Source organism: Chryseobacterium sp. WG23 (genome assembly GCF_024586575.1).
Taxonomy (GTDB): Bacteria; Bacteroidota; Bacteroidia; order Flavobacteriales; family Weeksellaceae; genus Chryseobacterium.
In genome coordinates this window covers 155845-182182 of the sequence record NZ_JALCZE010000004.1, presented here as the reverse complement: position 1 = coordinate 182182, position 26338 = coordinate 155845, and the positions used below count along the sequence as shown (strand labels likewise).

Annotated in this window: 24 protein-coding genes, 1 other RNA gene and 2 pseudogenes; 9 read left to right on the top strand and 18 right to left on the bottom strand. The window is 35.6% G+C overall.

What is annotated here, in order from left to right; genetic code table 11:
* Position 1: 1 nt before the first annotated feature.
* The 3 genes from MP477_RS07880 (at position 2) to MP477_RS07870 (ending at position 3532) form a co-directional block, all read left to right on the top strand.
* Positions 2-1078 carry a DUF695 domain-containing protein gene (locus MP477_RS07880; RefSeq protein ID WP_257189909.1) on the top strand — a complete coding sequence of 359 codons (1077 nt, stop codon included), beginning with the start codon at positions 2-4 and terminating at the stop codon, positions 1076-1078.
* 99 nt (positions 1079-1177) lie between these two features.
* Positions 1178-2101 carry a formimidoylglutamase gene (hutG, locus tag MP477_RS07875; RefSeq protein WP_257189908.1) on the top strand — a complete coding sequence of 308 codons (924 nt, stop codon included), beginning with the start codon at positions 1178-1180 and terminating at the stop codon, positions 2099-2101.
* 138 nt (positions 2102-2239) lie between these two features.
* Positions 2240-3532 (top strand): aldehyde dehydrogenase family protein, encoded by a 1293-nt coding sequence (locus tag MP477_RS07870; protein ID WP_257189907.1) that lies wholly within the window; start codon positions 2240-2242, stop codon positions 3530-3532.
* 122 nt (positions 3533-3654) lie between these two features.
* Here MP477_RS07870 and pyk read toward each other — a convergent pair whose 3' ends face one another.
* The 6 genes from pyk to map form a co-directional block, all read right to left on the bottom strand.
* Positions 3655-5100, bottom strand: coding sequence for a pyruvate kinase (gene pyk, locus MP477_RS07865; protein WP_047493496.1), 1446 nt, complete (start codon positions 5098-5100; stop codon positions 3655-3657).
* Positions 5093-5566, bottom strand: a complete 474-nt coding sequence (locus tag MP477_RS07860) for an IPExxxVDY family protein (protein ID WP_257189904.1) — start codon at positions 5564-5566, stop codon at positions 5093-5095. Before MP477_RS07860 ends, pyk begins: the two co-directional genes overlap by 8 nt.
* The gene (gene rnc, locus MP477_RS07855; RefSeq protein WP_230037588.1) at positions 5544-6308 is read right to left on the bottom strand and encodes a ribonuclease III; all 765 of its coding nucleotides are present in this window, start codon (positions 6306-6308) and stop codon (positions 5544-5546) included. The genes MP477_RS07860 and rnc overlap by 23 nt, the downstream gene beginning before the upstream one ends.
* Positions 6309-6317: 9 nt before the next feature.
* Positions 6318-7562, bottom strand: a complete 1245-nt coding sequence (gene fabF / locus MP477_RS07850) for a beta-ketoacyl-ACP synthase II (protein ID WP_047493506.1) — start codon at positions 7560-7562, stop codon at positions 6318-6320.
* A 34-nt stretch (positions 7563-7596) separates the two neighbouring features.
* A complete protein-coding gene (locus tag MP477_RS07845; RefSeq protein ID WP_002976354.1) occupies positions 7597-7836 on the bottom strand; it encodes an acyl carrier protein in 240 nt (79 codons plus the stop codon).
* 458 nt (positions 7837-8294) lie between these two features.
* Positions 8295-9059 (bottom strand): type I methionyl aminopeptidase, encoded by a 765-nt coding sequence (gene map, locus MP477_RS07840; RefSeq protein ID WP_257189892.1) that lies wholly within the window; start codon positions 9057-9059, stop codon positions 8295-8297.
* Positions 9060-9209: 150 nt separating this feature from the next.
* On the opposite strand from map, the gene MP477_RS07835 reads away from it, so the two are divergent.
* From MP477_RS07835 to MP477_RS07825, 3 genes and pseudogenes are all read left to right on the top strand, one after another.
* Positions 9210-9665 (top strand): hypothetical protein, encoded by a 456-nt coding sequence (locus MP477_RS07835; RefSeq protein WP_257189891.1) that lies wholly within the window; start codon positions 9210-9212, stop codon positions 9663-9665.
* A gap of 18 nt (positions 9666-9683) precedes the next feature.
* The gene (locus tag MP477_RS07830) at positions 9684-10016 is read left to right on the top strand and encodes a hypothetical protein (protein ID WP_257189885.1); all 333 of its coding nucleotides are present in this window, start codon (positions 9684-9686) and stop codon (positions 10014-10016) included.
* Between the two features lie 78 nt (positions 10017-10094).
* A pseudogene (locus MP477_RS07825) lies at positions 10095-10418 on the top strand (integrase core domain-containing protein); the annotation flags it as partial.
* 69 nt (positions 10419-10487) lie between these two features.
* Here MP477_RS07825 and MP477_RS07820 read toward each other — a convergent pair.
* The 12 genes and pseudogenes from MP477_RS07820 to ssrA all read right to left on the bottom strand — a co-directional run bounded on the left by MP477_RS07820 (position 10488) and on the right by ssrA (position 24544).
* Positions 10488-10934, bottom strand: coding sequence for an HAD domain-containing protein (locus MP477_RS07820; RefSeq protein WP_257189884.1), 447 nt, complete (start codon positions 10932-10934; stop codon positions 10488-10490).
* A gap of 11 nt (positions 10935-10945) precedes the next feature.
* A pseudogene (locus tag MP477_RS22810) lies at positions 10946-11119 on the bottom strand (pentapeptide repeat-containing protein); the annotation flags it as partial.
* A gap of 198 nt (positions 11120-11317) precedes the next feature.
* Positions 11318-11779, bottom strand: a complete 462-nt coding sequence (locus MP477_RS07815) for a hypothetical protein (RefSeq protein WP_257189883.1) — start codon at positions 11777-11779, stop codon at positions 11318-11320.
* A gap of 8 nt (positions 11780-11787) precedes the next feature.
* Complete coding sequence (locus MP477_RS07810; protein ID WP_257189882.1) at positions 11788-12354, bottom strand: DUF4329 domain-containing protein; 567 nt, start codon at positions 12352-12354, stop codon at positions 11788-11790.
* 10 nt (positions 12355-12364) lie between these two features.
* The gene (locus MP477_RS07805; RefSeq protein ID WP_257189881.1) at positions 12365-12634 is read right to left on the bottom strand and encodes an RHS repeat-associated core domain-containing protein; all 270 of its coding nucleotides are present in this window, start codon (positions 12632-12634) and stop codon (positions 12365-12367) included.
* Between the two features lie 741 nt (positions 12635-13375).
* Positions 13376-13675, bottom strand: a complete 300-nt coding sequence (locus MP477_RS07800) for a hypothetical protein (protein ID WP_257189876.1) — start codon at positions 13673-13675, stop codon at positions 13376-13378.
* Between the two features lie 11 nt (positions 13676-13686).
* Positions 13687-14562, bottom strand: coding sequence for an RHS repeat-associated core domain-containing protein (locus MP477_RS07795; protein WP_257189875.1), 876 nt, complete (start codon positions 14560-14562; stop codon positions 13687-13689).
* Between the two features lie 63 nt (positions 14563-14625).
* Positions 14626-15162: a hypothetical protein gene (locus tag MP477_RS07790; RefSeq protein WP_257189874.1), complete on the bottom strand. Its 537-nt coding sequence runs from the start codon at positions 15160-15162 to the stop codon at positions 14626-14628.
* 12 nt (positions 15163-15174) lie between these two features.
* Positions 15175-18699, bottom strand: coding sequence for a DUF6443 domain-containing protein (locus tag MP477_RS07785; RefSeq protein ID WP_257189873.1), 3525 nt, complete (start codon positions 18697-18699; stop codon positions 15175-15177).
* Between the two features lie 5 nt (positions 18700-18704).
* Positions 18705-21995, bottom strand: coding sequence for a hypothetical protein (locus MP477_RS07780; RefSeq protein ID WP_257189872.1), 3291 nt, complete (start codon positions 21993-21995; stop codon positions 18705-18707).
* Positions 21996-22008: 13 nt separating this feature from the next.
* Complete coding sequence (locus tag MP477_RS07775) at positions 22009-23655, bottom strand: T9SS type A sorting domain-containing protein (RefSeq protein ID WP_257189871.1); 1647 nt, start codon at positions 23653-23655, stop codon at positions 22009-22011.
* Positions 23656-24145: 490 nt separating this feature from the next.
* Positions 24146-24544: a transfer-messenger RNA gene (ssrA, locus tag MP477_RS07770) on the bottom strand.
* 312 nt (positions 24545-24856) lie between these two features.
* Here ssrA and rpsU point away from each other — a divergent pair.
* From rpsU to MP477_RS07755, 3 genes are all read left to right on the top strand, one after another.
* The gene (gene rpsU / locus MP477_RS07765) at positions 24857-25054 is read left to right on the top strand and encodes a 30S ribosomal protein S21 (protein ID WP_047493530.1); all 198 of its coding nucleotides are present in this window, start codon (positions 24857-24859) and stop codon (positions 25052-25054) included.
* Between the two features lie 83 nt (positions 25055-25137).
* Complete coding sequence (locus tag MP477_RS07760; RefSeq protein WP_257190082.1) at positions 25138-26025, top strand: tyrosine-type recombinase/integrase; 888 nt, start codon at positions 25138-25140, stop codon at positions 26023-26025.
* On the top strand, positions 26022-26312 hold the full coding sequence (locus MP477_RS07755; RefSeq protein ID WP_230037601.1) for an HPF/RaiA family ribosome-associated protein: 291 nt from the start codon (positions 26022-26024) through the stop codon (positions 26310-26312). The genes MP477_RS07760 and MP477_RS07755 overlap by 4 nt, the downstream gene beginning before the upstream one ends.
* The last annotated feature ends 26 nt before the right edge of the window (positions 26313-26338 follow it).

Below are 26338 nucleotides of genomic sequence, written 5' to 3'. Positions count from 1 at the left end.
TATGGAGGAAAAGAAATATAAAGAAAAGTTGGAGTACAAAGATTTTTGGGACTGGTTTTTAACGATGGAAAAGACTTTCTTTAAAGTGGTGAAAGAAGGTGGGCAGGAAGCTATTGAAAAAGACTTTTTTGATATTATTTCTCCTAAGCTTAATCAAATAAATAAAGGTTACTATTTCCTTACAGGAATGTCTGATGATAGCACAGCAGAATTGATCATTACCGTAGATGGGGAAATAAAGAATATTGTTTTTGCCGAAGAACTTATTGAGGCAGCTCCCAAGCTGAAACACTGGAAGATTACAGCTTTAAAACCAGCAATGGATATACAAAATGTACATGTAGGTATAGGGGATTATAAATTCTCAAAGGATACTATTTTTTTCTATTCTAATGAGCATGAAGAATATCCGGATGAGATTGATCTTGTTTTTGTTTATCAGGGTACAGCAGAAAATAAAGAGGTAATCACGACGGGAATTTGTATTTTTTTAGATAATTTTTTAGGAGAATTAAACTTTGCAACACAAATCGATACCTTTACTGTCATAGGCATAGAGCAGGCTGGTAAAGAACTTGTTCCTGTTGAAAAGCTAAAGGACTTTCTGGAGTGGAGAGAAAGAGAATTTATAGAAAAGTATAAAAGTACAGAATGGGATGATAAAGAAGATGAGTTTTCTATTCTCAGAGCAGATCTGGAAAATAGCAGACCTCTTATTGCCTGTATAAACCTGTCGTTATTAAAATATGGGGCAAGGGCTTCTTACCCTTGGGTTTCGGTGCTCAAAACTCACTATAATGGAGATGATAATGATGGACTTCCTGAAAAAGAGGATTTTGAAAAATTAAACGATATTGAAAATAAAGCTATTGAAGAACTGAAAAAAAATGGCTATTTATATGTAGGCAGGGAAAGTGCAGACAATATAAAAGAGAGCTTTTTTGTAGGGAAAGATTTTAGACAGATTGCTAAAGTTTTAAAAAAAATAGTACAGGATAATCCCGATTATAAAATGTCATTTGGAATCTTCAAAGATAAATACTGGCAATATTTTAAAGATTATGATAAAGCCGATTAAAAACAAATGATACAATAAAAAAGTAGTTTTGTATATAAACAATATTGGTTAGCTTTACTGAATATAACTATGTAAATACAATTGAATTTTTAAAGAATTATGGTTCAAAATATTTGGCAGGGTAGATGGGATGGAGAAGAGCTTCTTTTCCACAGAATATTTCAAAGAGTAAAAGGAGAACAGAATTATGATAACATTTCACCTAATGATTTCGTGCTGCATGGTTTTGCAGTAGACGAAGGAGTAAAGAGAAATAAAGGCAGGCAGGGCGCTAAAGATGCTCCGGATGTAATCAGAAAAAATATGTCTAATTTTCCGGTGGTACTTCCTGACTTTTCCATGCTGGATTTCGGGAATATTACCTGTGAAGACGGCCATTTGGAAAATGCGCAGAACAGTCTTGCCAAGAATGTTTCAAAAGTCCTTTTAAAAGGTGGAAAATCTTTAGTGTTAAGTGGAGGCCATGAAGTGACCTATGCTCATTATTTGGGGCTAAAAACAGCTTTTCCGGAACAGAAAATAGGAATCATCAATATAGATGCCCATTTTGATAACAGACAACCTGAAAAAGGAGTAGGGCCTAGCTCCGGAACAGGATTCTGGCAGATTGCACAGGAAGGGCCAATCAACTCCCTTCATATTGGAATCCAGAGAAATTCAAATACTTTAAAACTTTTTGATACCGCCCATCAGTATGGGATGAAGTATATTCTTGCTGACGAGCTTTTTTTTGAGAACCTTCCTTCTATTTATCAGCGTATTGATGAGCTGTTAGACAATGTAGATTTCGCTTATCTTACCATTTGTATGGATGTTTTTAATGCTTCTATAGCTCCCGGAGTTTCAGCTTCAGCTTATAATGGTATCTTTGCAGATGCAACCTTTATGCATTTTTACAGGCATATTTTAAAAAATAGCAAACTTGTTGCGCTGGACGTGGCTGAGGTGAACCCTTCTTTCGATATTCAGGACCGAACGGCGAAACTGGCAGCATGCCTGGTAAATGAATGGCTGATGATGTAAAGATAAAGTTATATTCTTCCGATAGAGAAAATCACTATTTTATTTATCCTTAAGGAACGAAATTTGCTGATCTTTTCCGTGCTTTTAGATAAAAGCGCGAATAAATTCATTAGCTGAATTTAAAACAGAAATTATATTATGGAACAATTAATTGAAAGTAAGCTTATTAAAGCAGATAAAGCTTTTTCAGTGTGGAGAAAAATGCCGTTTGAGGAAAGGCAGAAGTTAATTGCAAAAGCAGCAGAAATTTTAAAAAATAATTCAGAAAAATTTGGAAGGATCATTACTACTGAAATGAATAAACCCATTTCGGAATCTATTGCTGAGGTAGAAAAATGTGCTTTAATGATGAATTATTATGCCGATGCTGAGGATATTCTGAAACCCGAGAAAGTGGAGTCTGAATTTACTTATTCTGAAGTTCATTATGTTCCGAAAGGTGTAATTTTGGGCGTTATGCCCTGGAATTTTCCATTTTGGCAGGTACTGAGGTTTGCTGTTCCTGCAATTTTAGCAGGAAATACGGTGGTTCTGAAGCATGCTTCAATTTGTTTCGGAAGTGGAAATGCAATCGAAGAAGTTCTTTTGGAAGCTGGTTTTCCGGAAGGTATTTTCCAGAATTTAGAAGTAGGGCATAAAGCTGTAAAGGAAATTCTTGAACATGATGCTGTAAAAGGGGTGAGTCTTACAGGAAGTGGAAAAGCAGGAGGAGAAGTGGCTTCAATAGCAGGTTTAAATATCAAAAAATCATTACTTGAATTAGGAGGAAGTGATGCTTTTATCATTTTTGAAGATGCAAACCTGGAAGAAGCAGCAAAAGCTGGAGTGAAATCACGTCTTCAAAACTGTGGACAAACCTGTACTGCAGCGAAAAGATTTATCATTGATGAAAAAGTTGAAGATCAATTTTTACCCATATTCATCGAAGAATATAAAAAATATGAAATTGGTGACCCTTTAGATAAAGAAACTAAATTAGCCGGAATGGCAAGACCTGACCTGGCTGATGAGCTGGAGGCTCAATTCAACAGAGCACTGGAAAATGGGGCAGAAATTATCATTCCTTTGGAAAGACTTTCGGAGAATCAATTTAAACCTGGTTTAATCAGGGTTCAGGAAGAGAATCCAATTTTAAAAGAAGAACTTTTCGGACCTCTGGGCATGGTGATGATAGCAAAAAGTGATGAAGAGGCATTACAGATTGCCAATGATATCCCTTTCGGACTCTCCAATTCTGTCTGGACTCAGGATAAAGCCCGTCAGCTTTTCTTTATTGAAAACCTTGAATCCGGGACTGTAAATATCAACAGAATGACAAGTTCTGATCCACGTTTCCCATTCGGTGGAAGCAAGGCTTCAGGATATGGAACAGAGCTGTCATTACACGCTTTAAAAGAGTTTGTGACGGCAAAGACGATTGTGGGAAATTAATTATTTGTACAATGTATGATGTACAAAGTATAAAGTATTGCTGTGCTGTACTGATAAAATAAAACCTCCCGAAATCATTTTCGGGAGGTTTTTTATATCGTTAAAAAAGAAAATTTTTCTCTTTATACTGTGGTAAGTCTCAATGTATTGGTTTTTCCACCTTCATAAGATGGAGTTGCATTGATGTTGATGACAAAGTCTCCGGTTTCAATATAGCCGTAGTTGTGTGTCAGCATATTCACTTGGATGATTGTTTCATCAGTAGATTTTTTCATGTCATAGTAATAAGCGTGTACTCCCCAAAGAAGGTTCAGCATTGTAATTACTCTTTTGTTTCCACTGTATACAATAATCTGAGAATTCGGTCTGTGAGCAGCAAGCTGGAATGCCGTATACCCCGAATGAGTAAGCGTAACAATAGCAGAAACGTTTGTTGTTTTTGCGATTCTTACTGCAGCAAGACATACCCTGTTGGTAATGAATCTTTCATCAATACAGTTGTAGTCTTTTTCAATCGGTTCATTTTTATGTTGATAGAAATGAGTAGTTTCGATATTCTTTACGATTTTCGCCATATTTTCCACCACCTGTACCGGATATCTTCCTACAGAAGTTTCTCCTGAAAGCATTACGGCATCAGCACCATCCAATACGGAGTTGGCAACGTCATTTACTTCAGCTCTCGTTGGCGTTAAGCTATTGATCATGGTCTCCATCATCTGGGTAGCAATAATAACCGGCTTGGAATAGAATCTTGCTTTTTCTACCAGGTTTTTCTGGATAGCAGGAACCTCTTCCATTGGAACTTCTACACCCAGGTCACCACGGGCAACCATAAGACCATCACATTCCAATAAAATTTCGTCAATATTTTTAACTCCTTCCGGCTTCTCGATCTTTGCAATGATCGGTGTTTTGAATTTACCGTTAGGATGCTTAGCGATCAGTTCTTTTAAATCAATAATATCCTGTGCATGACGTACGAAAGAAAGTGCAATCCAGTCAACTTCCATGTCCAGCATGAAGTTGGCATCCTGGATATCCTTCTCAGTCAGGGCAGGAAGAGATACTTTTGTATTAGGCAGGTTAACCCCTTTTTTGGAACTTAGAGGCCCTCCCTGTATTGTTTTAGCCTTTACAGTATCTTTTTCGTTGGTTTCAGTAACTTCCAATACCAGTTTTCCGTCATCAATAAGGATTCTTTCCCCTACTTTTACGTCTTGTGGAAACTGTTGGTACGTCATAAATACTTTCGTAGAATCACCTTCCATCTTTTCATTGGTGAAAGTAAGAATGTCTCCGGGATTCAGGTAAGAACCTTCCTTTACAACACCCACTCTCAGTTTGGGTCCCTGAAGGTCACCCAAAATACCCACTGAATATCCGTACTCACTGTTTAGTTCTCTAATTATATCAATATTGTTTCGAACTAAGTCGTAATCTGCATGTGAAAAATTTATTCTGAAAATATCAACACCCGCTTTCATTAAATCTAACATCACCTCCTTCGATGAAGAAGCAGGTCCTAGTGTTGCGATAATTTTTGTCTTCTTTAAATACTTATTCATAATACTGGATAATTTGATAAAGTTCTTCGTCAGAACTCAATGTGTAATCTTGAATTGGAAACACAAGATTTTCAGGGAGCAAAATTACGGAAAAATCAGGAAACTGTTCCGAACTATGTAGAATATATTCCACATCTGCCTGATTATTTAATAAAAATTTAATGTTTTCTTCTCCTGTAAAGAGCTCGGTCTGAACTTTTTTTTGTTTACTTTCCGAAGATTTGTTTGAAATAAAAGTAAAACAGGTCTTCGTAGACTTGTGATAGGCTTCGAATCTCGGAAATAAATAGTCATAATAATCTCCATGAAAGACCAGGTCTTTTTTTCTGGAAAAATTAAGATCGTTTGTTTGATTTATTGTATAGAAAAACTCATGATCGGGTATATCTTTTGCTAATCTTACCAATCCTATGGCAATATCTTCAAATTCTATATCATCAAGATCATAAAGTTTTTGAATTTCCAAGTATGTTTTCTTTTTTATTTAAAATATAAAATGCCCGTTGTGCTGCTTTTTCTTCTGATTTTTTCTTGGATGTTTCTGTTGCATTGGCAATTTTTTCATCTCCCAACCAGACATGACATCTGAATACAATAGCCTTATTGGCCTGTATTTCTTCGCAGGTTTCGTACTTTATATTGACCTTCTTTTTCTGGCTCCATTCAAGCAGGAGGCCTTTATAGCTTACAATTTTATTTTCAAGTTTGTTAATCTCGGAAGGGGTAAGAAGTTTATCCAAAATAATCTTTCTGCAAATATCATAATGGAAGTCCAAATAAACAGCCCCGATTAAAGCTTCAAATAAATTTCCGGAGATATTCTCGCCCAAAGCTGAAGATGTATTCTGTTTTTGCAGAAGGCTTGTAAGCTTTAGGTTTTCTCCTAATTTATTAAGATTTTTCCGGTTAACAATTTTAGATTTCATCTGTGTCAGATATCCTTCATTAGCATGAGGATAGGTCTGGAACAAATGACAGGAAATAATTGTACCCAAAACAGAATCTCCCAAAAATTCAAGCCTTTCATAATTGCTGTCTTGATTTTTAGAAGAATTTTTCAAAGAGAAAGCCTCACGGTAAAAAGCAATATTTTGTATCTCTGTACCTAACACTTTTTTAAGCTCGGTACTGAGAAAATATTCTCTTTCCGTTAACTGTCTTTTTCTTTTTTTAAGAAGGAATTTAGAAAAGTATTTCTGTAACTCCATTCATTGAATTTAGATTTTCTTAAATAGAACGCAAGCGTTATGCCCACCAAAACCAAAAGTATTGCTCATGGCTACTTTTACATCTTTCTTCACAGCTGTATTAAACGTAAAGTTTAGTCGGCTGTCAATATTTTCATCATCAGTAAAATGGTTAATGGTAGGAGGAACAATACCATGAATAATAGTTCCTAATGCAGCGATAGCTTCAATAACACCTGCAGCACCCAGAAGGTGGCCTGTCATTGATTTTGTAGAATTAATCTGAATGTCATAAGCATGCTCGCCTAGTAGTTTTGAAATTGCGTTGGATTCAGCAATATCTCCTAATGGAGTAGAGGTACCATGCATATTGATGTGGTCTACTTCATCAGCAGTTAAGCCTGCGTCTTCCAAACAACTTTTCATTACCAGATAAGCACCAAGGCCTTCAGGATGTGGAGCGGTCATATGATGTGCATCAGCACTTAAACCTCCCCCCTGTAATTCTGCATAAATTGTAGCACCACGTTTTACCGCGTGCTCATATTCTTCAAGAATAATACATCCTGCTCCTTCTCCTAATACAAATCCATCTCTGTCTTTGTCAAAAGGTCTTGAAGCGGTAGTAGGATCATCATTTCTTGTAGAAAGGGCCATCATAGCATTAAATCCACCGACACCACTTGCTGTAACGGCTGCTTCAGAGCCTCCACATACAATAACGTCTGCTTTTCCTAACTGGATCAGCATTTTGGAATCAATCAGAGCATTGGCTGAAGAAGCACATGCAGATACAGTGGTATAATTAGGTCCGTGGAAGCCGTATTCTATTGAGATATGCCCCGGCGTAATATCCGCGATCATTTTAGGAATAAAGAATGGGTTGAATCTCGGGATTTCCGTATTCGCCCATCCTAAAACCTCTGTCTCAAAAGTTTCCAACCCTCCGATTCCGGAGCCCCAAATTACACCGACTCTGTTTTTATCTACATTGTCTTCCATAATTTTGGAATGTGCTACAGCCTCTCTGGCTGCAACAAGTCCCAATTGGGTATTTCGGTCCATTTTTTTAGCCTCTTTCTTATCGAAATGCTGTAATGGATCGAAATTTTTCACTTCGCAAGCGAACTTTGTCTTAAAGTTTGTGGCATCAAAAAGAGTAATCGGAGCGGCACCGCTCTCACCTTTAACAAGGTTTTCCCAGTATTCTTTTGCATTATTTCCAATCGGTGTTATTGCTCCAAAACCGGTTACAACTACTCTTTTTAATTCCATAAACTTTGTTTAATTTCTTTTTTGTTGAAGAATATTATTTATTTACTACTTCTTCGATGTAAGCAATAGCGTGCCCTACAGTAGTAATTTTTTCAGCCTGGTCATCAGGGATTTGAATATTAAATTCTTTTTCAAATTCCATGATTAACTCAACTGTATCTAGTGAATCAGCTCCTAAATCGTTAGTGAAGCTAGCTTCAGGAGTTACTTCTGTTTCTTCAACGTCAAGCTTATCAGCGATGATAGCTTTTACTCTTGATGCAATGTCTGACATAGTAAATTATTTTTTTAATTGTTAGATGGTGCAAATATATAAAATTCTTTACGATAAAACATTTTTTTAGTCTTTTTTGTGGACCAGTAGCCTTCATTTTGGAACTTTAGACTTTAGTGTTTTCGTTTTCAGCAGGTTATATTTTGTGTTTCTATTGTGGATAAGAAATCAATCCTAAAAGGAACTACGGGGTAAAGTATAGACCTGTATCTTTTAAATTGCTGTTTTCCTGATTCCGGTTTTTATAAATAAAGTATTAGCACTAAGGAACCTGGGGCTTTATAAAACTCCAAAAACTATAGTATGTACATCCTTTATATTGATGACTGAGCTGCATGAAAATATAATGATCTTTAGTCAGATCCAAGATGAAATTTTCATGTAAAACAGTCATTGTTTTTTAAACAAGGTTCATTTTTAATTCTTTTTACACGGATCAGAATTGTTCTTTGAGGTTTCTAATTCAATATATCATTCATTTTCGTTAAAATCACAGGTTCACCATCGGTAATCAGAATAGTGTGTTCATGTTGAGCCATATACCCACCTTTATTACCTACCATGGTCCATCCGTCATTAAGCTCTACTGCAATTGTAGAAGAGGTGGAAATAAAAGTTTCTATGGCTACTACAGAATTTTTTTTGAACCGCCGGGAATCAAAACGATTTCTATAATTTAATAATTCATCGGGTTCTTCGTGAAGGCTTCTGCCTACGCCATGACCTCCAAGGTTTTTAATGACTTTAAAACCTCTTTTTTTAGCTTCTGTTTCCATAAGCTGTCCGATGTCAGCTATTTTTACCCCGCCTTTTATGTGGCTGATGGCTTTTTCTAAAATATATTTGGAAGCATTTACTAAATTTTGATGTTGGTTGATGTCTTTTCCAACAATAAAAGAACCCCCATTGTCTGCCCAGAAGCCGTTAAGTTCTGCCGAAACATCAATATTGATTAAATCGCCTTCTTTTAAGATCCGTTGTTCTGTAGGGATGCCATGGCAAAATTCATTATTTACACTTATGCATGTCCAGCCCGGAAATCCGTATGTAAGGTAGGGGGCAGAGTTGGCGCCGAATCCGGCAAGTATTTTTGCTCCATATTCATCAAGATCTTTTGTCGTCATGCCCGGTTGTGCATACTGAATCATCTCCTTCAAAGTATGGGCAACTGCTTCGCTTACTTTCTGCATTCCGGTCAATTCATATTCATTTGTAATAGACATTCTTTCTTTTTTTTTTCTTAAATATAGGTATTTATATCTTTATTTTACTGATATATATAGGCATACATTCATTAAAATATAAATTTATTTGTCTTTGATAAAGAAAAACAGGTAAATTTATACTAGCTAAAACCATTACAATTTAATTCCATGAATTCAATTATTTTAAACCAACGAATATCAATACTGATGAGCTTTCTGCTTATTGTATTGACAAGCTGTACCTCTATTAAACTTATCAGTGATTATGATGAACTGACTGATAAAAAAATTGTAGCGATGCAGGAAAAGGTGACCGGATTTGTCGTTAAAATCCGGGATGAAATAGGTACAGATAAAGCGAAGTATGCTAACTATAAACCTTTTTATCAGGATGTTAAAGTGGATCTGGAAACTCTTAAAATCCGTACAAATGCCATTGATAATAATAAAATAGTACAGGATCAGGTGGCTACATTAGCGAAATATATAGACGATTTAGAGAAGGTTCATAAGCTTGGTTTTACTGATGTTTCTGAGATAGATCTTATCAACAGCCAGTGTAATACTATTTTTACAGCGCTTACCAAATTACAGCTTGGCCTGAAAAGAGGTGAAAAAAAATAACCATAAAAACGAATAAAAATGGCAGATATAGATTATAGTCAATTATTGAAAGATATGTTGGCGGCAATGAAAAAATCATTCACCAATGACTGGAATGATGCCCAGCCTTATGCAAAAGCAGAATTAAACTCTTTCGTGAGCAATATCAAATTAATTAATAAACTAAAATCTGATGGTAAAATCACTGAAGAGAAAGCCAAATTATATCTTGAAATGCAAAAGAGCTCCATGAGAATTGTCCTTTTAACCATTGATGGATTGACCATATTAGCGGTTGAAAATGCAATTAATGCAGCACTGGATGTCGTAAGAAATACGGTAAATACAGCAATAGGCTGGACTATTCTATAAAGGATATTTGTTATAACTTAATGAAGGGCAGGTGAAGAATTCATTTGCTCTTTTTATATGTTTATTTAAAGGGTTATTTTGCAATATTGTAGCAGAGCATATACAGAAATACTAAAGAAAAATGATATTCTCATTAGTATGACCAAGAACTTGGATTCTTTTGAAAATGCTATAGCGGAAAGAATGAATAGTATTCTGAAATATGAGTTTGGATTGATTGATACCCTTGAAGATTGTAAAAATCTCTCACAACAGCTTGACCAATCAATTTATTATTACAATAATTTGAAACCAGATTTTCCTTGAGTTATAAGATTTCAAGCCAAGTACACATGAAAAATAATGTGAAATGAAAAACTATAAAAACAAAATCAGAATAGGAAAATTCCTACTCTGATTTAAGTATATTTGAGTTGTTAAAATGGTCAGCTTATTTTAGGACGGAACAGCCTCACAAAGTGAGGACTTTTGTTATCTGTTCCGAAGTTGCAAATTTCGGAGAGTGGCATTATTCAAACCTATATAAGGATCTGTTAAAATTAATCTTCTTTTTAAATTATCTGGCAACCCATTTAATGACTTATCATCATCTATTATAATTAAATCATCAGGATCAATTTTATTATCATTTATCCATTTTTCTATTTCCTCTCTTCTTGAAAATTTGGAATCTAACTTTAAATTCATAATAGATATTTTTTTAAATTTAATATTTCTCCTCTGAAAAATATTTTCCCATTCTTGAATATCAAATCTAAATCTATGTGAAGTTGATAAAATTATTTCTAAATCATCAATTGAGTTTATAACATCAGTAGCATTTGCATTAAATTTATAAAACCCATCTTCTTCCATGTCCACTTTTTTATATGGATTAGCATGAACCATTACACCATCAATATCTAAAAAAATCCTCATAACGAAGTTTATTAAAGTAAAATACATCCAAAATCTTCAGGATTAAATCCATCTGGCCAAATTGTGGCTTTATTATAAATCGCTCCTCTAAATATTGCTTCCTCTATTTCTAAACAACGCATATCTGTTCCAGATAAATTTGCATTACTAAAATTAGCAGAATTAATATGGGCATTATTTAGATTTGCATTTTGTAAAACTTACCCTGACTGAACTATGTTCGCAGTCTTTCGTAAAAGCTTCTCTTTTACTCATTTGCCAAGGTGATTCTTGTACTGGTAAATATAATAGTTTTCTTAGAGCAGGACAAAACCACCGCAAATTGCAGGGGTTTTCGTTATTTGCTATGACACAAGCATGACACTTGCGACAACGACGGGATTTTAATTAATTTCTAATATATTAATCTCCTTAACCTCTATAAGCTTATTATTATATTGAGTTTTAACAACTATATCTAATATGTGGTGTGGTAACTCTTTTAATTTTAATGGAGTTTTTGGGCTAGCAACTAAATGATAGTGAGGGTCTAGAAAATTATTCAGGTTAGTTTTATCAAAAGAATATAAGCCCTTTTTTGTCATAGATACAAAATCTTGTAAATATCTTTCATCAGCACCACTTCCAAATATTTTAACTAATAAAGAATTTAATTCAGGATTAATTACCACATCTGAAATTTCAGGTAAATCTCTAAAATAAGATATTAACTTTTCATTATTTTCTGATGATTGAGCCACCGTTTCAGGTAGTTTACCTGCTCCAGATGCTACAAAGCCTATATGATTTTCATCTGTAAAAAACCAATCAATGTCTAAAGTTTGCTGTTCTATTTCTGTATACATAATCATTTTTATTTTCCAAAAGTTGTTTTACAATTATCACACATTGGAACAACCTTTCCTGTTCTTGGTCTTATTGCGTCAGTAAAATTAATTTGTGATGGAATAGCTGAAGGATTGTTCAATAATAAATTATTTCCGGCATTAAATTCAGCACAACATCCAACTGGATTCGTGCGGCAGCGAAGGGAACCTTCTGGAGTAACAAGGAAAGCATCTAAATTTAATTCTCCTGCATAAGATTTATCTCTATCAGAAAAATTTTGATCATCATAATTATTGCCAGGTCCATAATCATCATTACTATGAGTGTGTTCAAATGCAGTTGCTACAGCACCTTTTGGTATATATTTGTTAAATTGTTCATCTGTCAATCCATGCTCACTTCCACGCGAAGGTGTATTATATGCATAGTATTTCTTACCATCTGTAACTTTAACATAAATAATCGTAGCATATTCTCGTTTTTCTAATATCGATCGTCCATTATATTGTTGTCCAAAATTTGCAGCGGCATTTTCTCTGGTATTAAATAACACATGAGGCTCCAATCCTTCTAATTCCCTCGCATCAATCACTCTGTTACCACTAAAAGTGTATGGCGTACCAAGTATTATATTTTTCGGTCAAAGGATCTATGTTGAAAAATCTTCCAACGTCCGGCATATATTGACGCCATTTAAATGCATAAAAACCAGTTTCTTGAAGCTCCTGTTCCTGGTACTTATAATTCTGATAAATTCCTTTTCCATAAAGAGAATTTCCACTATTGAGATGATTCATTCCAAAAGGGTAATAATCATTAACATCAGTAATTGCAAGAACGCCTGCGCTATTTCTTCCGAAGCTTATTCTCACATTTCCTAAGTGATCTTTATACTGGTAAATATAAATATTTCCTAATTTTTAAGTGAGAACCTTAAAAACATTACTACATTAGAGATCTATTTAGAATTCAAATAGACTACTTTAAAATATAAAACCTCACAAAGAGTGAGGTTTTGTTATATCAGCTCAAAGTTATAGAATTCAAGCAGTTAATTTTATGAAATTAGCTTAACTATTTTTCTTTTATATTAGGTATAATTATATAAATATATTGTTACAAGAACATATACTACAAAATTAACAAATACATAATAAAGATTTAAATTCTTTCTTTTCAATATTATTACTGATAAAATAAAATGCAATAATATAGTTATAAAATAGAGTGCCCAAATTTTATATTGATATTTTTCACTACTACTTGCATATCCTAATAAAAAGCAGGAAAAATACCAAGCGACGATGAAGATTAGCATTAGTAGCATATCAACAAAAATATATTTAAGTATTGAATTCATATTAATTATTTATTGTAACCGTTATATTATACTTTTTTTTCATTTCTTGAATAAAATTATTAATGACCTGATTACTGCTTCCTCCTTTCAAAAAGGCTGATGTAAAACCTTGCAGGTCTTTTTGAAAAGAATTTATAGAGTGAGAACCAAATGCTTCGATACCTATATCCAAAATTTTAAAACTAAACAGACTTTTAAATAAACAACAAACCCGCTCATTGAGCGGGTTTGTTGTTTATTTAATAATGTATAATTAGCCTATTGTTTCTTGGGCATAATCATCCGATTTATAGAAGTCACTGAGCTTTTGACCACAAAAGGGACAATAGTTTATAACCATTTTTTTTATACTAAAATCAGTAATCACTCCACTATAGCCATCTGTAACAAAATAAGCTTTATCAAAAACATCTTTTATTTTTTTATTATATAGTTCAGCTTCTCTCTCAAGAAACTTCTCTCCATATTTTACTATACGAAAATTTAATCCCATTGTTTTTTCACCAACATAACGAAATTCAAATTTTTCACAACAAAATTTTTTATTACTCATAATTTTAGATTTTAAGGATTGTGTGGTACACCTCTCTCATTAACAGCTTTTACTAAATCTTTTCCTTTGAATAAATATTCAGTAGATATTGTACTAGAACCAGAATGTATTCCCGTTTTATATTCAAGCTCACCAGTTTTTTCTAACATATACATTCCTGAGTTACTCAAATCATACTGCATCACTTGTCCACCATTTTTTATATAAGTCCCTGCTACCGTTGCATCATCGGTAAGGAATAAAGTATTACTTGCAGCTTCCGAACCCGTTGTTCCTCTAAATAGAGTTTTTGAAGGATCAAATTCACTGGTAGAAGTTAGGATTTTAGAATAATCTACAGCTTCGGCTGCAGCTGCTGTAGTTCTACCTGCTTTTGATGCTATATTTCTTACTAGACTTCCAGCTCCTTCTGTTGCGATGGCAGCTCCTCCTTCTATAGCAGCTGTAGCCAATGCTCTTCCTGCAACTTTCCCCACTATAGTCGCATCTCCCGACTTTAAACTTCCTGCTGCTAGTGCAGGACTCGCAACTACTGATGCCATAAGATTAGTGGATTTGGAGATACCCGCTTTTAAGACCCCTCCTGGGTTATTGTATATCGATCTTGCCGTTCCTTTAGGATCAGTAACAAGCTGTTTTACCCCTTGATAGGTCCCTGTTACAACTCCTTTCGCCCCTTGATACATCCCAGAATAATATGAACCAGCCAGCTTAAGTAAATTACCACAACATCCTTGTGCTTCCCTACCATCAGGATCGATAAACATTATTGGGTTATCTAAGGCATAAGTATAAGATGAAAATCTTCTAGACTTTTCTGCCAGCGGATCCACCACCCCCCATCTTCCAAGATCAGCCATATAGAACCTTGCTCTATAGTCATACATGCCACTTTTGTAGTGGTTTATTTTTATCTGCTCTAAGTCACAGACTTTGCGAAGCAAGGGTGCTTATTTATCAGAACAATGTAACTCTTTTTTTACCTCTTTAGGCATTGCAACTGACGATGCTTCTTTTTTATATAATAACAAATTATCTCTACAAAAATAATAATGAGTTGCTTTTTTTGCATCATCAATAGTATACCCCGTATCTTCTGTTAAAGAATCAACTTTCTCAATAATATTATACTCAGATAACTTATTTATTATGTTCGGATCTTTACCTTTTTTTTCATCATACCAATAAAAAAGGTGGTTATTATATTCAATATATCTATCCTTTATTCTGCCTTGAAAAGAATCATTCACAAGATAAATTTTATTGATATCTCCTAAAATACTCACTCCAATTACACCTGACTTATACTCCTTATAACTAACAGAAAAAGCTTTATCCTTATTAGCTAAAGATGAAGTATTACAAAAGTCAATAACCGCATTTTTGATAGCAATTTCATAATCACCATTTTTTGTAAGTTCATTTTTCCATACAGAGCAACTCTGTATAATAGAAAATACAATAAATATTAAAATATATTTTTTCATTTTCTTTACTTCTTAATAAGGATATGTTTCAACTCCTCCGTTTGTACCTCTTGACAATATAATAAACTTATGATATTCATTTTTATAATTATTTTTAAAATCTAAATCTGCTGGAGATCCATTCTCTATTGAATCCCTATTAAACCCTCCTGTTGGGTGTGTGTGAAAATTTGTATTTTTAAAATATCCTTTTAAGCTAGGATCTCCAATATTGTATCTATATAGAGAGTGGCGAGAACTAGTATATGTATTATTTTTATATTTATCTATATATACTTTACTAATAGTTCCATTATCACTAGAATCTTTAGAAAGATATGCTCCTCCTAATTCTTTTTCTACATACTCAGACATTTTTACAAGAAAATCCTCAACTCCTGCAAGATTTGGTTGATTTTTACCTCCTACATCTATAATATTATCACTTGTTTTGAAATTTTGACCATCTTTTAAAATACCTTTAGCAATATTATCAACAGCAACTTTTGCTTCTCCTTTACGATTAGTTACTATCTCCCCGTTTTTGTCTGTCTTCAAAATTCTATCAGGTTGACTATTTGTTTCTCCAACTTGTTTAACATCTCCAGTTTTTATGTTTAAAGTAAAATCTGTCTCAGGTTTTCTTCCATCGGGATCAATAAATCTTATTGGATTATTATAAGCATAATTATAAGGACTGTGTCTCGTCATCTTTTCCGCCAGCGGATCCACAACACCCCATCGTCCAATATCCGGCATATAAAATCTTGCCCCATAATCATACATACCACTTTCCTGAAGCTCCTTTCCGTTGTACTTATAATTGCCATAACTACCTCCTGAAAAGAAGGAAAGACCGCTTTTCAGGTGATTCATTCCAAAAGGATAATAGTTGTTAAGGTCTTTTAATTCAAGAACGCCTGCGATGTTTTGTGCAAAACTTATTCTTACATTTCCTAAGTGATCCTTATACTGGTAAATATACTGATCTTTTACGTAATCGTAAAATCCTTCTGCGGTTGGGAAAAATCGTAAATCCTGGTTTTTAAGGGTCGTCACTATACCTCCTCCACCTATGGGAGGATCTATCCCCGGTTCTATGGGGCCTATAACACCTTCTCCAATTGTAAATGCTTGCTGCTCATAAGCATATTTTGTTTTCTCTGATATTGCCTTTAGCCCTTCAGTTCCACCACCTCCATTATTGCTGTTTACGCTTTTAAAATACTGGAATCCATCTAAATAATCTGAGGTCTCTATTATGGTATAGCAATTGGTGATACCACATTCATATATAGGATTAATTTTTCTGAGCTTAATTCCGTCCGCTCTGTAAAAGTAATTCAGGGAGCTCACCGTTCCTGAGCTTTCATATTGTATGCTATTGGGTAAATTGAGATAATTGTATGTTATATTACTGATACCTTTATCCGGCATTTTCCACATATTCCCATTTTGGTCGTATTCGATCGTTCCGCCCCCACCTTCATAGCCTGCAGAATTTCCATTATCTGTAATTTTAGACACCTGATTTCCTGAAGTGTAGGTATAAACAAGATTGTCAATAACATTCGGAATAGTATTAATAGCTGCAGCAGTTCTGTAGAGTTTTTGGATATTCCCGTTCAAATCATATTCTAAAGATTCTGTATGTTCTTTGCTATAAGGATTGTTGGGGTTCTGATAATAGCCTGCACTTAGCCTGTTCAAACCATCATAGGCATATCCATACCTTTTGGGGGTTGTGGGAGGGTTTGCACCCAAAGATTCTACAGTTCTCCAGTCTACTTCTGCAATGTTTCCATTGTATCTTGGTTTTACATTTTTTCCAGGAAACTGGGACTGATCCGGATTTTCGATACCTTCTCTCTGGTTGTATTTAATTTTATAAGAAAATAATTTTCCGCCTAAATCAGGAACTGCCATCTGGTCTTTATTAATATCGGTCATCCAACCACGGATATTATAGGCGTAATCAATACTTTGAAGATTATTTCCTACTTTCTTATTAGAGAGTTGAGACAGTTCATTGTAGGTGTTTTCTGCCAATACCTGTTCCGGCTGGGAATCAACCTGGTGGTAATGTTTCAAAAGCCTGTTTTGGGTATCATACTCAAAACGCTCTGCTACTGTTACTCCAATTTCACCATCTGTCCTTTTATGTGTGGTAATTGTTTTCTTTGGGATTCCTGAAAAATCCAACTGGGATTCTGTATTGGTATATCCTCCCAAATGGTTTACAGAATAGGAACCAACAGTTCTTCCCCTGCTATCATAATAAAAATAGGTCTTTGTCCAATTGTCATCTTCTATATTTTTAACATAGGAAGCTGTAGCCATTCCCAATGTACTGATATCAGTATCGTAGGATATGACATATTGGTCTAAAATTTTGGCAGGCGGAAATTTCTTGGTATCCCTTGGATAGGTATCATAATAATTGACGGTAAGCACCGTTACAGAATCAGAAAAATAAGTGTTGGTATAATACACCATAATCCCACTTTTGTTGAAACCAAGACTGGATTGCTCTTCAACGATATTTTGGTTACCAACCTGGCTCTGCATTACCGCTCTGCTTCCCCCTGAAAGGATTCCGGTATAGGCAATACGGCCAAACTTATCATACTTGGTGAACAGCCATTGTCCCTTGGGTTCCATTACAGCATCTCTTACGAGCACAGCCCTGTCCTGTTTATCATAAACTATATACTCCCAACCTTTTCCGGGAAGTTTCTTCTCCACCAGGCGGTTTCTATCATCATAACGATATTCATAAGCTAAAGCATCCTGCTCTGCAATTCCCCAGGACTGCATCTTGGAAAGCATAGGAGGAATCACCCATGCCAACTGATCGTATTCATTATAAACATAATAAGTGTCTGCATTTTCTGAGACATTTAATATCTTTCTCGATAGTATAAGCTGCCCTTTCCCATTTTTGAACTCTATAGATTGGTTACCGTCTTCATCAGTAATGGTATTTTTGTAAAGCTGGGCAGCAGCATAAGTTCCTCCATTTTCAATAGTAGATTTGGTTGCATTGTTGACAAAAGTAGTGGTGGTGAACAATTTTCTAACTTCTCCATTAACATTGGCAGCATAATCAAATTTTACAGGTTTGCCACTCCAGTCATTACCTACCTGGATCTGCTGTTGGATCCTGTCTAAAGGTGAATTCTCTACTATTTTTTCTGCATAGATTTTTTCCGAACCATAAGGGGTATTGATAGCATTTGCCAATGGAGTTGGAACAATAGCACCATTTAAGGTTCCTCCTTGTGGAACAGGAAGATAGTCTTTGACCTGTCTTCCAAACTGATCATATTCGACCTGTGTAACTACATCTCTTCCCAGTGGAGAAGCTTTTACATTTACGATTTGTTTAGCTCTTCCCAGACCATCAAAATACTGAACGGTTTCTGAAGTTTTTACAGGGGCAGCTCCATTATAGTCAAGGTAAGTTTTTGTATAAACATAGTTCTCCGTAAGGCTAAGCTGGGCATGAGCATTACCTGCCATCACCAGAATACCGATTGGAATAATTATCTTTTTCATCATTGTTAGTTTTTATAGTTGTATTTGTATTCTTTAATCACCTTGGAAGAAACGTTTCCTGAAGCATCTTTTATCATTTGCTTTACTTCTTTCAACCTGTTTTCACCATCGTAGAAATACAGTTCCTGTACTCCTGACGGAGAAGTGATCGTTCTTACCCCTACCAATGGATCATAAGTATAGGTGATAACCTGTGTGGATGGAAAAGCTGTTTTTCTGAAAACATCCAAGGCTGCAAGCAGGTTTGATTCATCATTGTTGAGCCCTGCCGTGGCATCTGTATCAGAAGCATTCACAATAGCATCGATCTTCGATTGAGTAATATCTGATAATTTAGCACCCTCAATCTTAGCAATAGGCTGGGTTTTATTGTATCCCCAGACAATACTAACTGGAGTACCGTCTTTTGTAGTGTACTGTTCAATATTACCTTTGGCATCGTATCGGTCATAGCTTACTTCCGTGGATGCATTCCCCGTTTGAGGACCATAAGATACTACCGAAGTTGGCAATAAACTGACTGGATCATCATATTTGGTCTCTGCTTTTGAAAGTACCTTCCCTGGATCACTTACATTTTGCTTTTTGGTAACCTTGGTTTCCAATGGAATACCAATCATATTGGCGTTGATCAGCTTATTATTATTTTTTTCATGAGCATACTGGTAACTTGTCTCCTGAGTAGAACCATCCGTAAATACGGTTTTTGAAGAGGTTAGCTGATAATGGTTCGGGTTGGCATAGCTGCTGAAGCTGGTAGTAGTCACCACAGAATTATCCGGTAAATACTCTGTAGTTTTCACTTCTGTAGGATTGTAGAACCCATAATAATTGTCATAAAATCCATATGAGACATTGAGGAGCTGATCCTGGGTAGGGTCTGGATAATAAGTAAAATTCTCTTTAAAGACATAGTTTTTAAGACTTTTTAGCTGACTGTAATCATACTTATAAGCTTTTGTAACCTGCTTTTTAAAAACTGCATTCTCATATTGATAGCTGTTTTCCTCCAATAGTAAATAAGATTTTTCCTCTCCAGAATTGGTATCCGCGGTATTATAAATCGCAGGTGGCCTTCCTATACTGTATCCTGAGTTGGGAACATAGCTAAACTTTTTCTCTACCGCACTTTTATTTTCTATTATCTCTGTGATATCGGTATAGGTGACCTTATTTTTCCTATGGTTAAAATTAGGGACCAGGTTGTCCTGGTTGGCGGTATAGATATTGACTATTTGTATGGATGGAAATATATTGGAAGCCCATGTGCAAGTCCTTGAGGTTTCGCGCAGCGATGCACCTATATAGTTCAGGTTATAATCTGCAACCGAAGTTTGGGAGCTGGCCATATTGGCAAGAGGATTATAATAAAACTTCCGGGTATAGCTATGACCCTCTACATCAGATTCTTTGATGGATGAAACCCTACTTCCTCCGAAATATATGGGTTCATAGGTCGTAACATCATGGGCATTATAGCTGGTACTAGCAGCTCCGGATACTGATCCGGTCCCACGGACACTATATTCCACTTTATAAGTATGTCCCGCTACGGTATTTACAGGATAGTAAGTTCCTCCCGCTTCGGAATCGAAGTCTATAGAAGTTTTACCACTAGTTGAATACACCTGCGTTGCCGTTGTTTCATCCCTGATAACTAAACTATGTCCGTCCCTTACAGGATCAGGCTCACCGCATGCTTCTACCGGATCATAAGATGCCGATGCATAAAAATGAATTGGCTTTCCATTGGAAACAAATGTAAATGACTTCTTGGGATAATTTTGTTGTGCATTACAGGGGTTATACCGGGCTTCCACACCACCTGTTTCTTGTTCCACTCTCGTAATGGCTCCAGCGCTTGAACTGGGATCGTAAAAAATTTCGGAAATTCCTTTGGTTGGATGGGTGATCTGCTTTAAGTTCCCTATTGAGGCCCATGATGGCAGCACTTCCCTGTTAGCAGAAAGCATTGTTAAAGGCATATAAGCTCCCATCAATTTAAAAATACCAAAGTTATTGGTAGGTCCGGGAACAGGAAAAGGGGAAACATTACTGGCATTATTGGGATAACCATAATAATCAACATTCAAACTGAATCTTGCCGGAAGCTTTTCCAGACTGTAATAGCTGAAATCTGTACTGATGTTTTTAGTAACGTTTTTTAATGATTTTAAAAAATGCCTGTTTCTGGTAGTAGTTTCGTTTGAAGGTAGACCATAATAAGTAGCAGCAGTTAGTGCCTGGACATCCTGATATTCCAGGTTATACTTTTCTACCAGTAAATTCCCATTTTTTATCTCGATGGAAGTCAGAAGATTATTTTCAGCATTGCTAATAAATAAATCGTTTCGTGCTTTTCCATAAATGAAAGAAACATTCTTATTATCTTCTGAAATAAGAGTAAGTCTCGGTTTATAGGATTGCTGGCTTACTTTGTTTTTAACAATATCATTGTAAGTATATTGATCCCCAGATGAGGCATCCGGACATTTTTGAAGTAAGCTAAACCCCGCATTCAATGAGGAATAATAATTGAGATTTTCTGTGATGTAGGTAAAATTGGTTTCCTGTTTATCAGGGCTGATAATCTTGTATAAATACCAGCCTGTAATAGCTTGACGGTCAGGTCCAGCGCTTTGAGTGGTGGACCTTTCAATATTCTCTACAGAACCTCCGAAATAATATTCTGTTCCTGTTTTATCTGTCAGCTTAAAACGGAAAAGCTTTCCGTATCCCATGATTGGGGCATTCAGGTCAAAAATTTCAATTTTAACTTTATCTTTTGATTCGGTAAAAACCTGTAAGTTATTGTTAATGTAAAAGCTACCGGACAATCCATTGGCAACTGAAAAATTAAACCAGTCATATTCAGTATCTATTGCATTGCCTGTTCTTGCAGCTTCTTTTATGGCAAGTAAATCAGCGGTTTCACTAATCGTTTCAGGTTTCCAGTTGGTATTATTTTCGTCTGTTTCATCTTTTACAACCCTCGAAATAACGCCCGGAGCGGTCAGCATCCAGGACATTCCAGTGCTAGTCCCAATATCATCTGCTCTAACGCCACTGGAGTAGCTTAAAGATATTGGGGTACGGAGCTGGCTATAAATAGGAATCTGATGGGTAAAATCACCGTTGGAAGATTGTTCAAAGCTGATCCTGCTACTGGCAAAAGTTTCCTGGGATGGCGCTACTATTTTGGGTAATCCGTAATTGTTATTGGGCTCGGATGACGCCTGCCCACTGTATAATTGAAATGCCAGAAGCATACAAATGGGCACATTTATTTTTTTCATGATTTTTAGTTTTTTATTTTTTAATCAATTTAGCATTCGCTGTTTTATTCGTATCCGTTTTTATGGTCACCAGATAAGCACCCTGAACAAGCGCTTGTGTATTGATTTTGGTAACATTATTTTTAGTTTTTATATTCTGAAGCTGTCTTCCGCTCATGTCGTACAGCATAATATCAGCTTCTTTAAAGTCAAAACCGATTTCTACATAAGCATAATCAGATACCGGATTCGGATAGATCTTGATATCATGTTTCTCGATCAGCTGATCAACCTGTTTGTCTCCCAATTTCACAATCTTCCAGTTTTCTTTTCCTAATTCCTCAGCGCTTGTACCTGCCAGAACAATAGAACCATCTCTGTTTAATTTCAGATCCGAAAGTCTCTCCTCTCTTTTTCTCGAGTCTCCACTCACATGTTTTCTCCACTGCTCATTGCCGTTGCCATCAAGATACAACATCCAGAAGGTTTCATCATCTTTCTCTATTCTTCCTTCTGCCTGGGTATAACCACCCAACAATATTCCTTTGGTGGCATCTTGGTTCTTGGCTCTCGGCTCTTGACTCTGTATCACATTCATCCCCATCAGAATATCCCTGTTCTTGAAATTATAGGATTTCTGCCAGATCTCTTCACCTCTTTCATTCAGTGAGATCAGCCAAAGGTCCGTACCTTCTTCAATACCTACTGATTTATTTCCGGATCTTTCGGATCTGGATTCTCCTCCGATAATGAAACCGTTTGAAGTTAAAGCCAGGGTTCTGATATGATCATCCCCTTTTCCTCCAAAGTTCTTTTCCCATTCTAATTTTCCGTTTTTATCCAGTTTGACGATCCAGTAATCGCCTTCACCGAAGTTGGTGCTGGCTTTTGGCATTTGGCTAATGGCTGTTGAGGCGGCAGGTTTTTCAGTCGAAGGTTTAGTCTCAGGATTCCCAACCCCGGAACCTGAACCCCGAACCTCGGAACTCCTTGAATAGATTCCCAGTAATGCTCCGCCGTCTTTTGTTGGGATCATTTTCTCGACTTCATCTAATCCTCTTCCTCCCAGAATAAGCTGAGAAAGCTCTTTTCCGTCTTTATCCAGTCTGGTGATCCAGACATCTTTTGAACCGTATCCTTTGGATGAATTTTGAATATTTCCTGCCACAAAAAATCCTAAATCTGTGGTTTGAATGACAGCTTTGGCTTCTTCATCTGAAGATGTTCCTAAGGTTTTCTGCCACAGTTCATCCCCAAATTCATTCAGCCTGATCAGCCAGATATCCGATCCGCCTTTGGAATCATCTTTTTTATCAAGTCCTTTGCTTGAATACGTGGTTCCTGAAACCAGAAATCCACCATCCTGGGTGGTCACCGTTCCTGATAAATAATCGTGGTTTTGTCCCGCAATATATTTCTCCCAAACCTGTTCTCCCTGTTGGTTGAGTTTTACCAAATGGAAATCGTAGCCGTTGTTTTGTTTTTGGCTACCAGTAGCTGGCGACTGGCTTTTAGTCTGAATAGTGCTTCCTGTAATAAGATATTGCTGATCAATAGTGGTGATTACCTGATTGAGAAAATCCTGAGTAGAGGATTTGATGTCTTTCTGCCAGATCACTTCTTGGGCAGAGAAGCTCAGAGCTGTGCACATAAACCATGCACCCATGTAGAGTTTTTTCATCTGTTGTTGTTTTTATAGTTAATTAAGATTTTTGCGAATTTAATACAATTTTCAATATCTGTTGAATTATTTTCAAGGTATTTTTTTTATCATATATAACTGATTTATTGTTATGTAGCAAAGATATACCTGCAAAGCGACACAACTTGTCGTGTTATAAACAGGTTTTATAAATTTAGCTGTTTGATTTTTCTTTCTTGAAGTATTTTTGTATTCTATTTGTTATGAAGCTCAATGCATGCAGGGAATAAGTAGATACCACTAACGTAGAGAATAATAATTGAGACTTTATTCTTCTTAATCATTATTAGACTGTAATTATACACTTAAAATGACACTAAATTTTTACATTTTGTATACTTGTAACCGAAATTGATCTGCAATCTTTCTCAGTTGAAATTGATAGAATATAGAATAGGGTAAAAGCTTAATTTCGAGTGCAAATAAAAAAGAGAAAATGTAATGATTTACAAATTCTCTTTTTGTTCTTTAGTGGAGTTGGAGGGATTCGAACCCTCGTCCAAACAAGCAATACATAAGATTTCTACATGCTTATTCTACCATTGATTTTCGACTGGAGGCAGAGGGCAGACACCCAACTTCCAGCTTATCTTCTAAAGTTTTCGAGTTTCAGCCAAAGCATCTGAAACCTTATTCCCGCATTCCTATATCTCAGGATCAAACGCCGCAGAACAGAGCATTTGTGAGATATCTTGCTTCCTTACTATCTTCAGGAAAACGCTTGATCTACTATACTTCGATATTAAGCTGCAAGAGCGAACTCTTCGTTGCCAGTTAAAGTTGTGTAGCAAGGGATTAAAGAGATCGCGCTACGGTTCTCTGCATGCTTACTTACCCATTGATCTTGCTGTCGAAACCAGTCAACCCCATAAGTAAAGTGAATACAAAGATAATGATTTTTGTTAACATAGCATTATTATAGAATTTTTTTGTGACAATATAGGGGGATGTAGCTATGTTTTGGCCGGTTGGGATAAGAAAAGGGTAGAGTGAATCAAATGAAACAAGATGTTTATCCGGGAATGTTAATTAATTGTGGATAAAATAATTACTGTAGGTATCACCCTTGAACACAAGGTCTTTGATGAGATAATGAGCTTAAATATGATAGTTTTTGGGTATATATTTTGTAATGTAAGAAAAAATGTCTAGTTTTGCAATCCAAAATGAGATGTAAAATATGTTAATAATACCAGTAAAAGATGGTGAATCCATCGACAGAGCTCTAAAGAAATACAAGAGAAAATTTGATAAAACAGGTACAGTTCGTCAATTAAGATCTAGACAACAGTTTATTAAGCCTTCTGTGACTTTAAGACAATCTAGACTGAAAGCTGCTTACAAACAAAGAGCACTTAGTAAAGAAGAACAGGCTTAAGATTTTTTCTTAGACCATATACTAATTCACTCCTTAAATTCTTATATTTGAGGAGTGAATTTTTCGTTTTTACCCCTGAAGTAATGCTGAATAAGTTTTTAGAATATTTAGAGCTCGAAAAGAGGTATTCTCCTCATACTATTACAAGCTATAAAAAAGATCTTGATGACTTTTCCTGTTTCTATCTTAAAACAGAGTCATCAGAAGATATCTTTAAAGCAGATAAAAAAATCATCCGGAACTTTATTGTAGAATTAAGTGAGAATGGTATTTCAAAAAGAAGTATCAACAGAAAATTATCCTCACTCCGCAGTTTTTTCTTTTTCCTTTTAAAAATAGGCGAAATTAAAGTTTCTCCTGTAGAAGGGATTTCCTCCCTGAAATTTTACCCCGAGAAGCAAATACCCATGTCTAAGGAGGAAATGGGAGATCTTGGCGAGCGGATTCTGGAACATACCCATGATATACTGGATAAATGTATTATAGAAGTGCTTTATCAAACTGGCATACGGAAAGCCGAGCTTTGTGGCCTGATATTTGAGAATGTTGATATAGAAGGGAATGAATTAAGAGTAATTGGAAAAGGGAATAAGGCAAGGCTGGTTCCTATTTCCGAAGACCTGTCCGGGCTCCTTAAAAGTTATCTGGAAATAAGAAATCCGCAGGCGGAATTCAAATCCTGTTTTTTCGTGAATAAGAAAGGGAAAAAACTCAATGAAAAATTTGTTTATGTGGTAGTTAATAAGTACCTTAGTCTTGTTACAACGAAAGAAAAAAGAAGTCCTCATATCCTTCGGCATAGCTTTGCTACTCATGTATTGGATAATGGGGCGGAGATCTCCAAAGTAAAAAAAATATTAGGGCATTCCAGTCTTGCAAGTACTCAAGTCTATACGAATGCTAATATTGAACAATTGAAAAAAGTGTTTAATCAAGCTCATCCTCGAGCGTCTAAAAAAGAAGAATTATGAAGATTTCAGTTCAATCAATTGGTTTAACTCCACACGAACCACTAGAATCACACATTGAAAAAAAAGTAAGCAAATTAGGAACCTTCTATGATAAAATTCAGGAGTGCAAGGTTTTCTTAAAAGTGGAAAATAACTCTGACAGATCTAATAAAACTGCTGAGATTATTTTGGCTGTTCCGGGAGACGATATCGTGGTTAAGAAGACAAGCGCAACTTTTGAGGAAAGTTTGGATCTATGCGTTGATACTGCTAAAAAGCTACTAATCAAGAAAAAAGAAATGGCTTAGGAAAAAAAGTTTAAAAAAGTTCATAA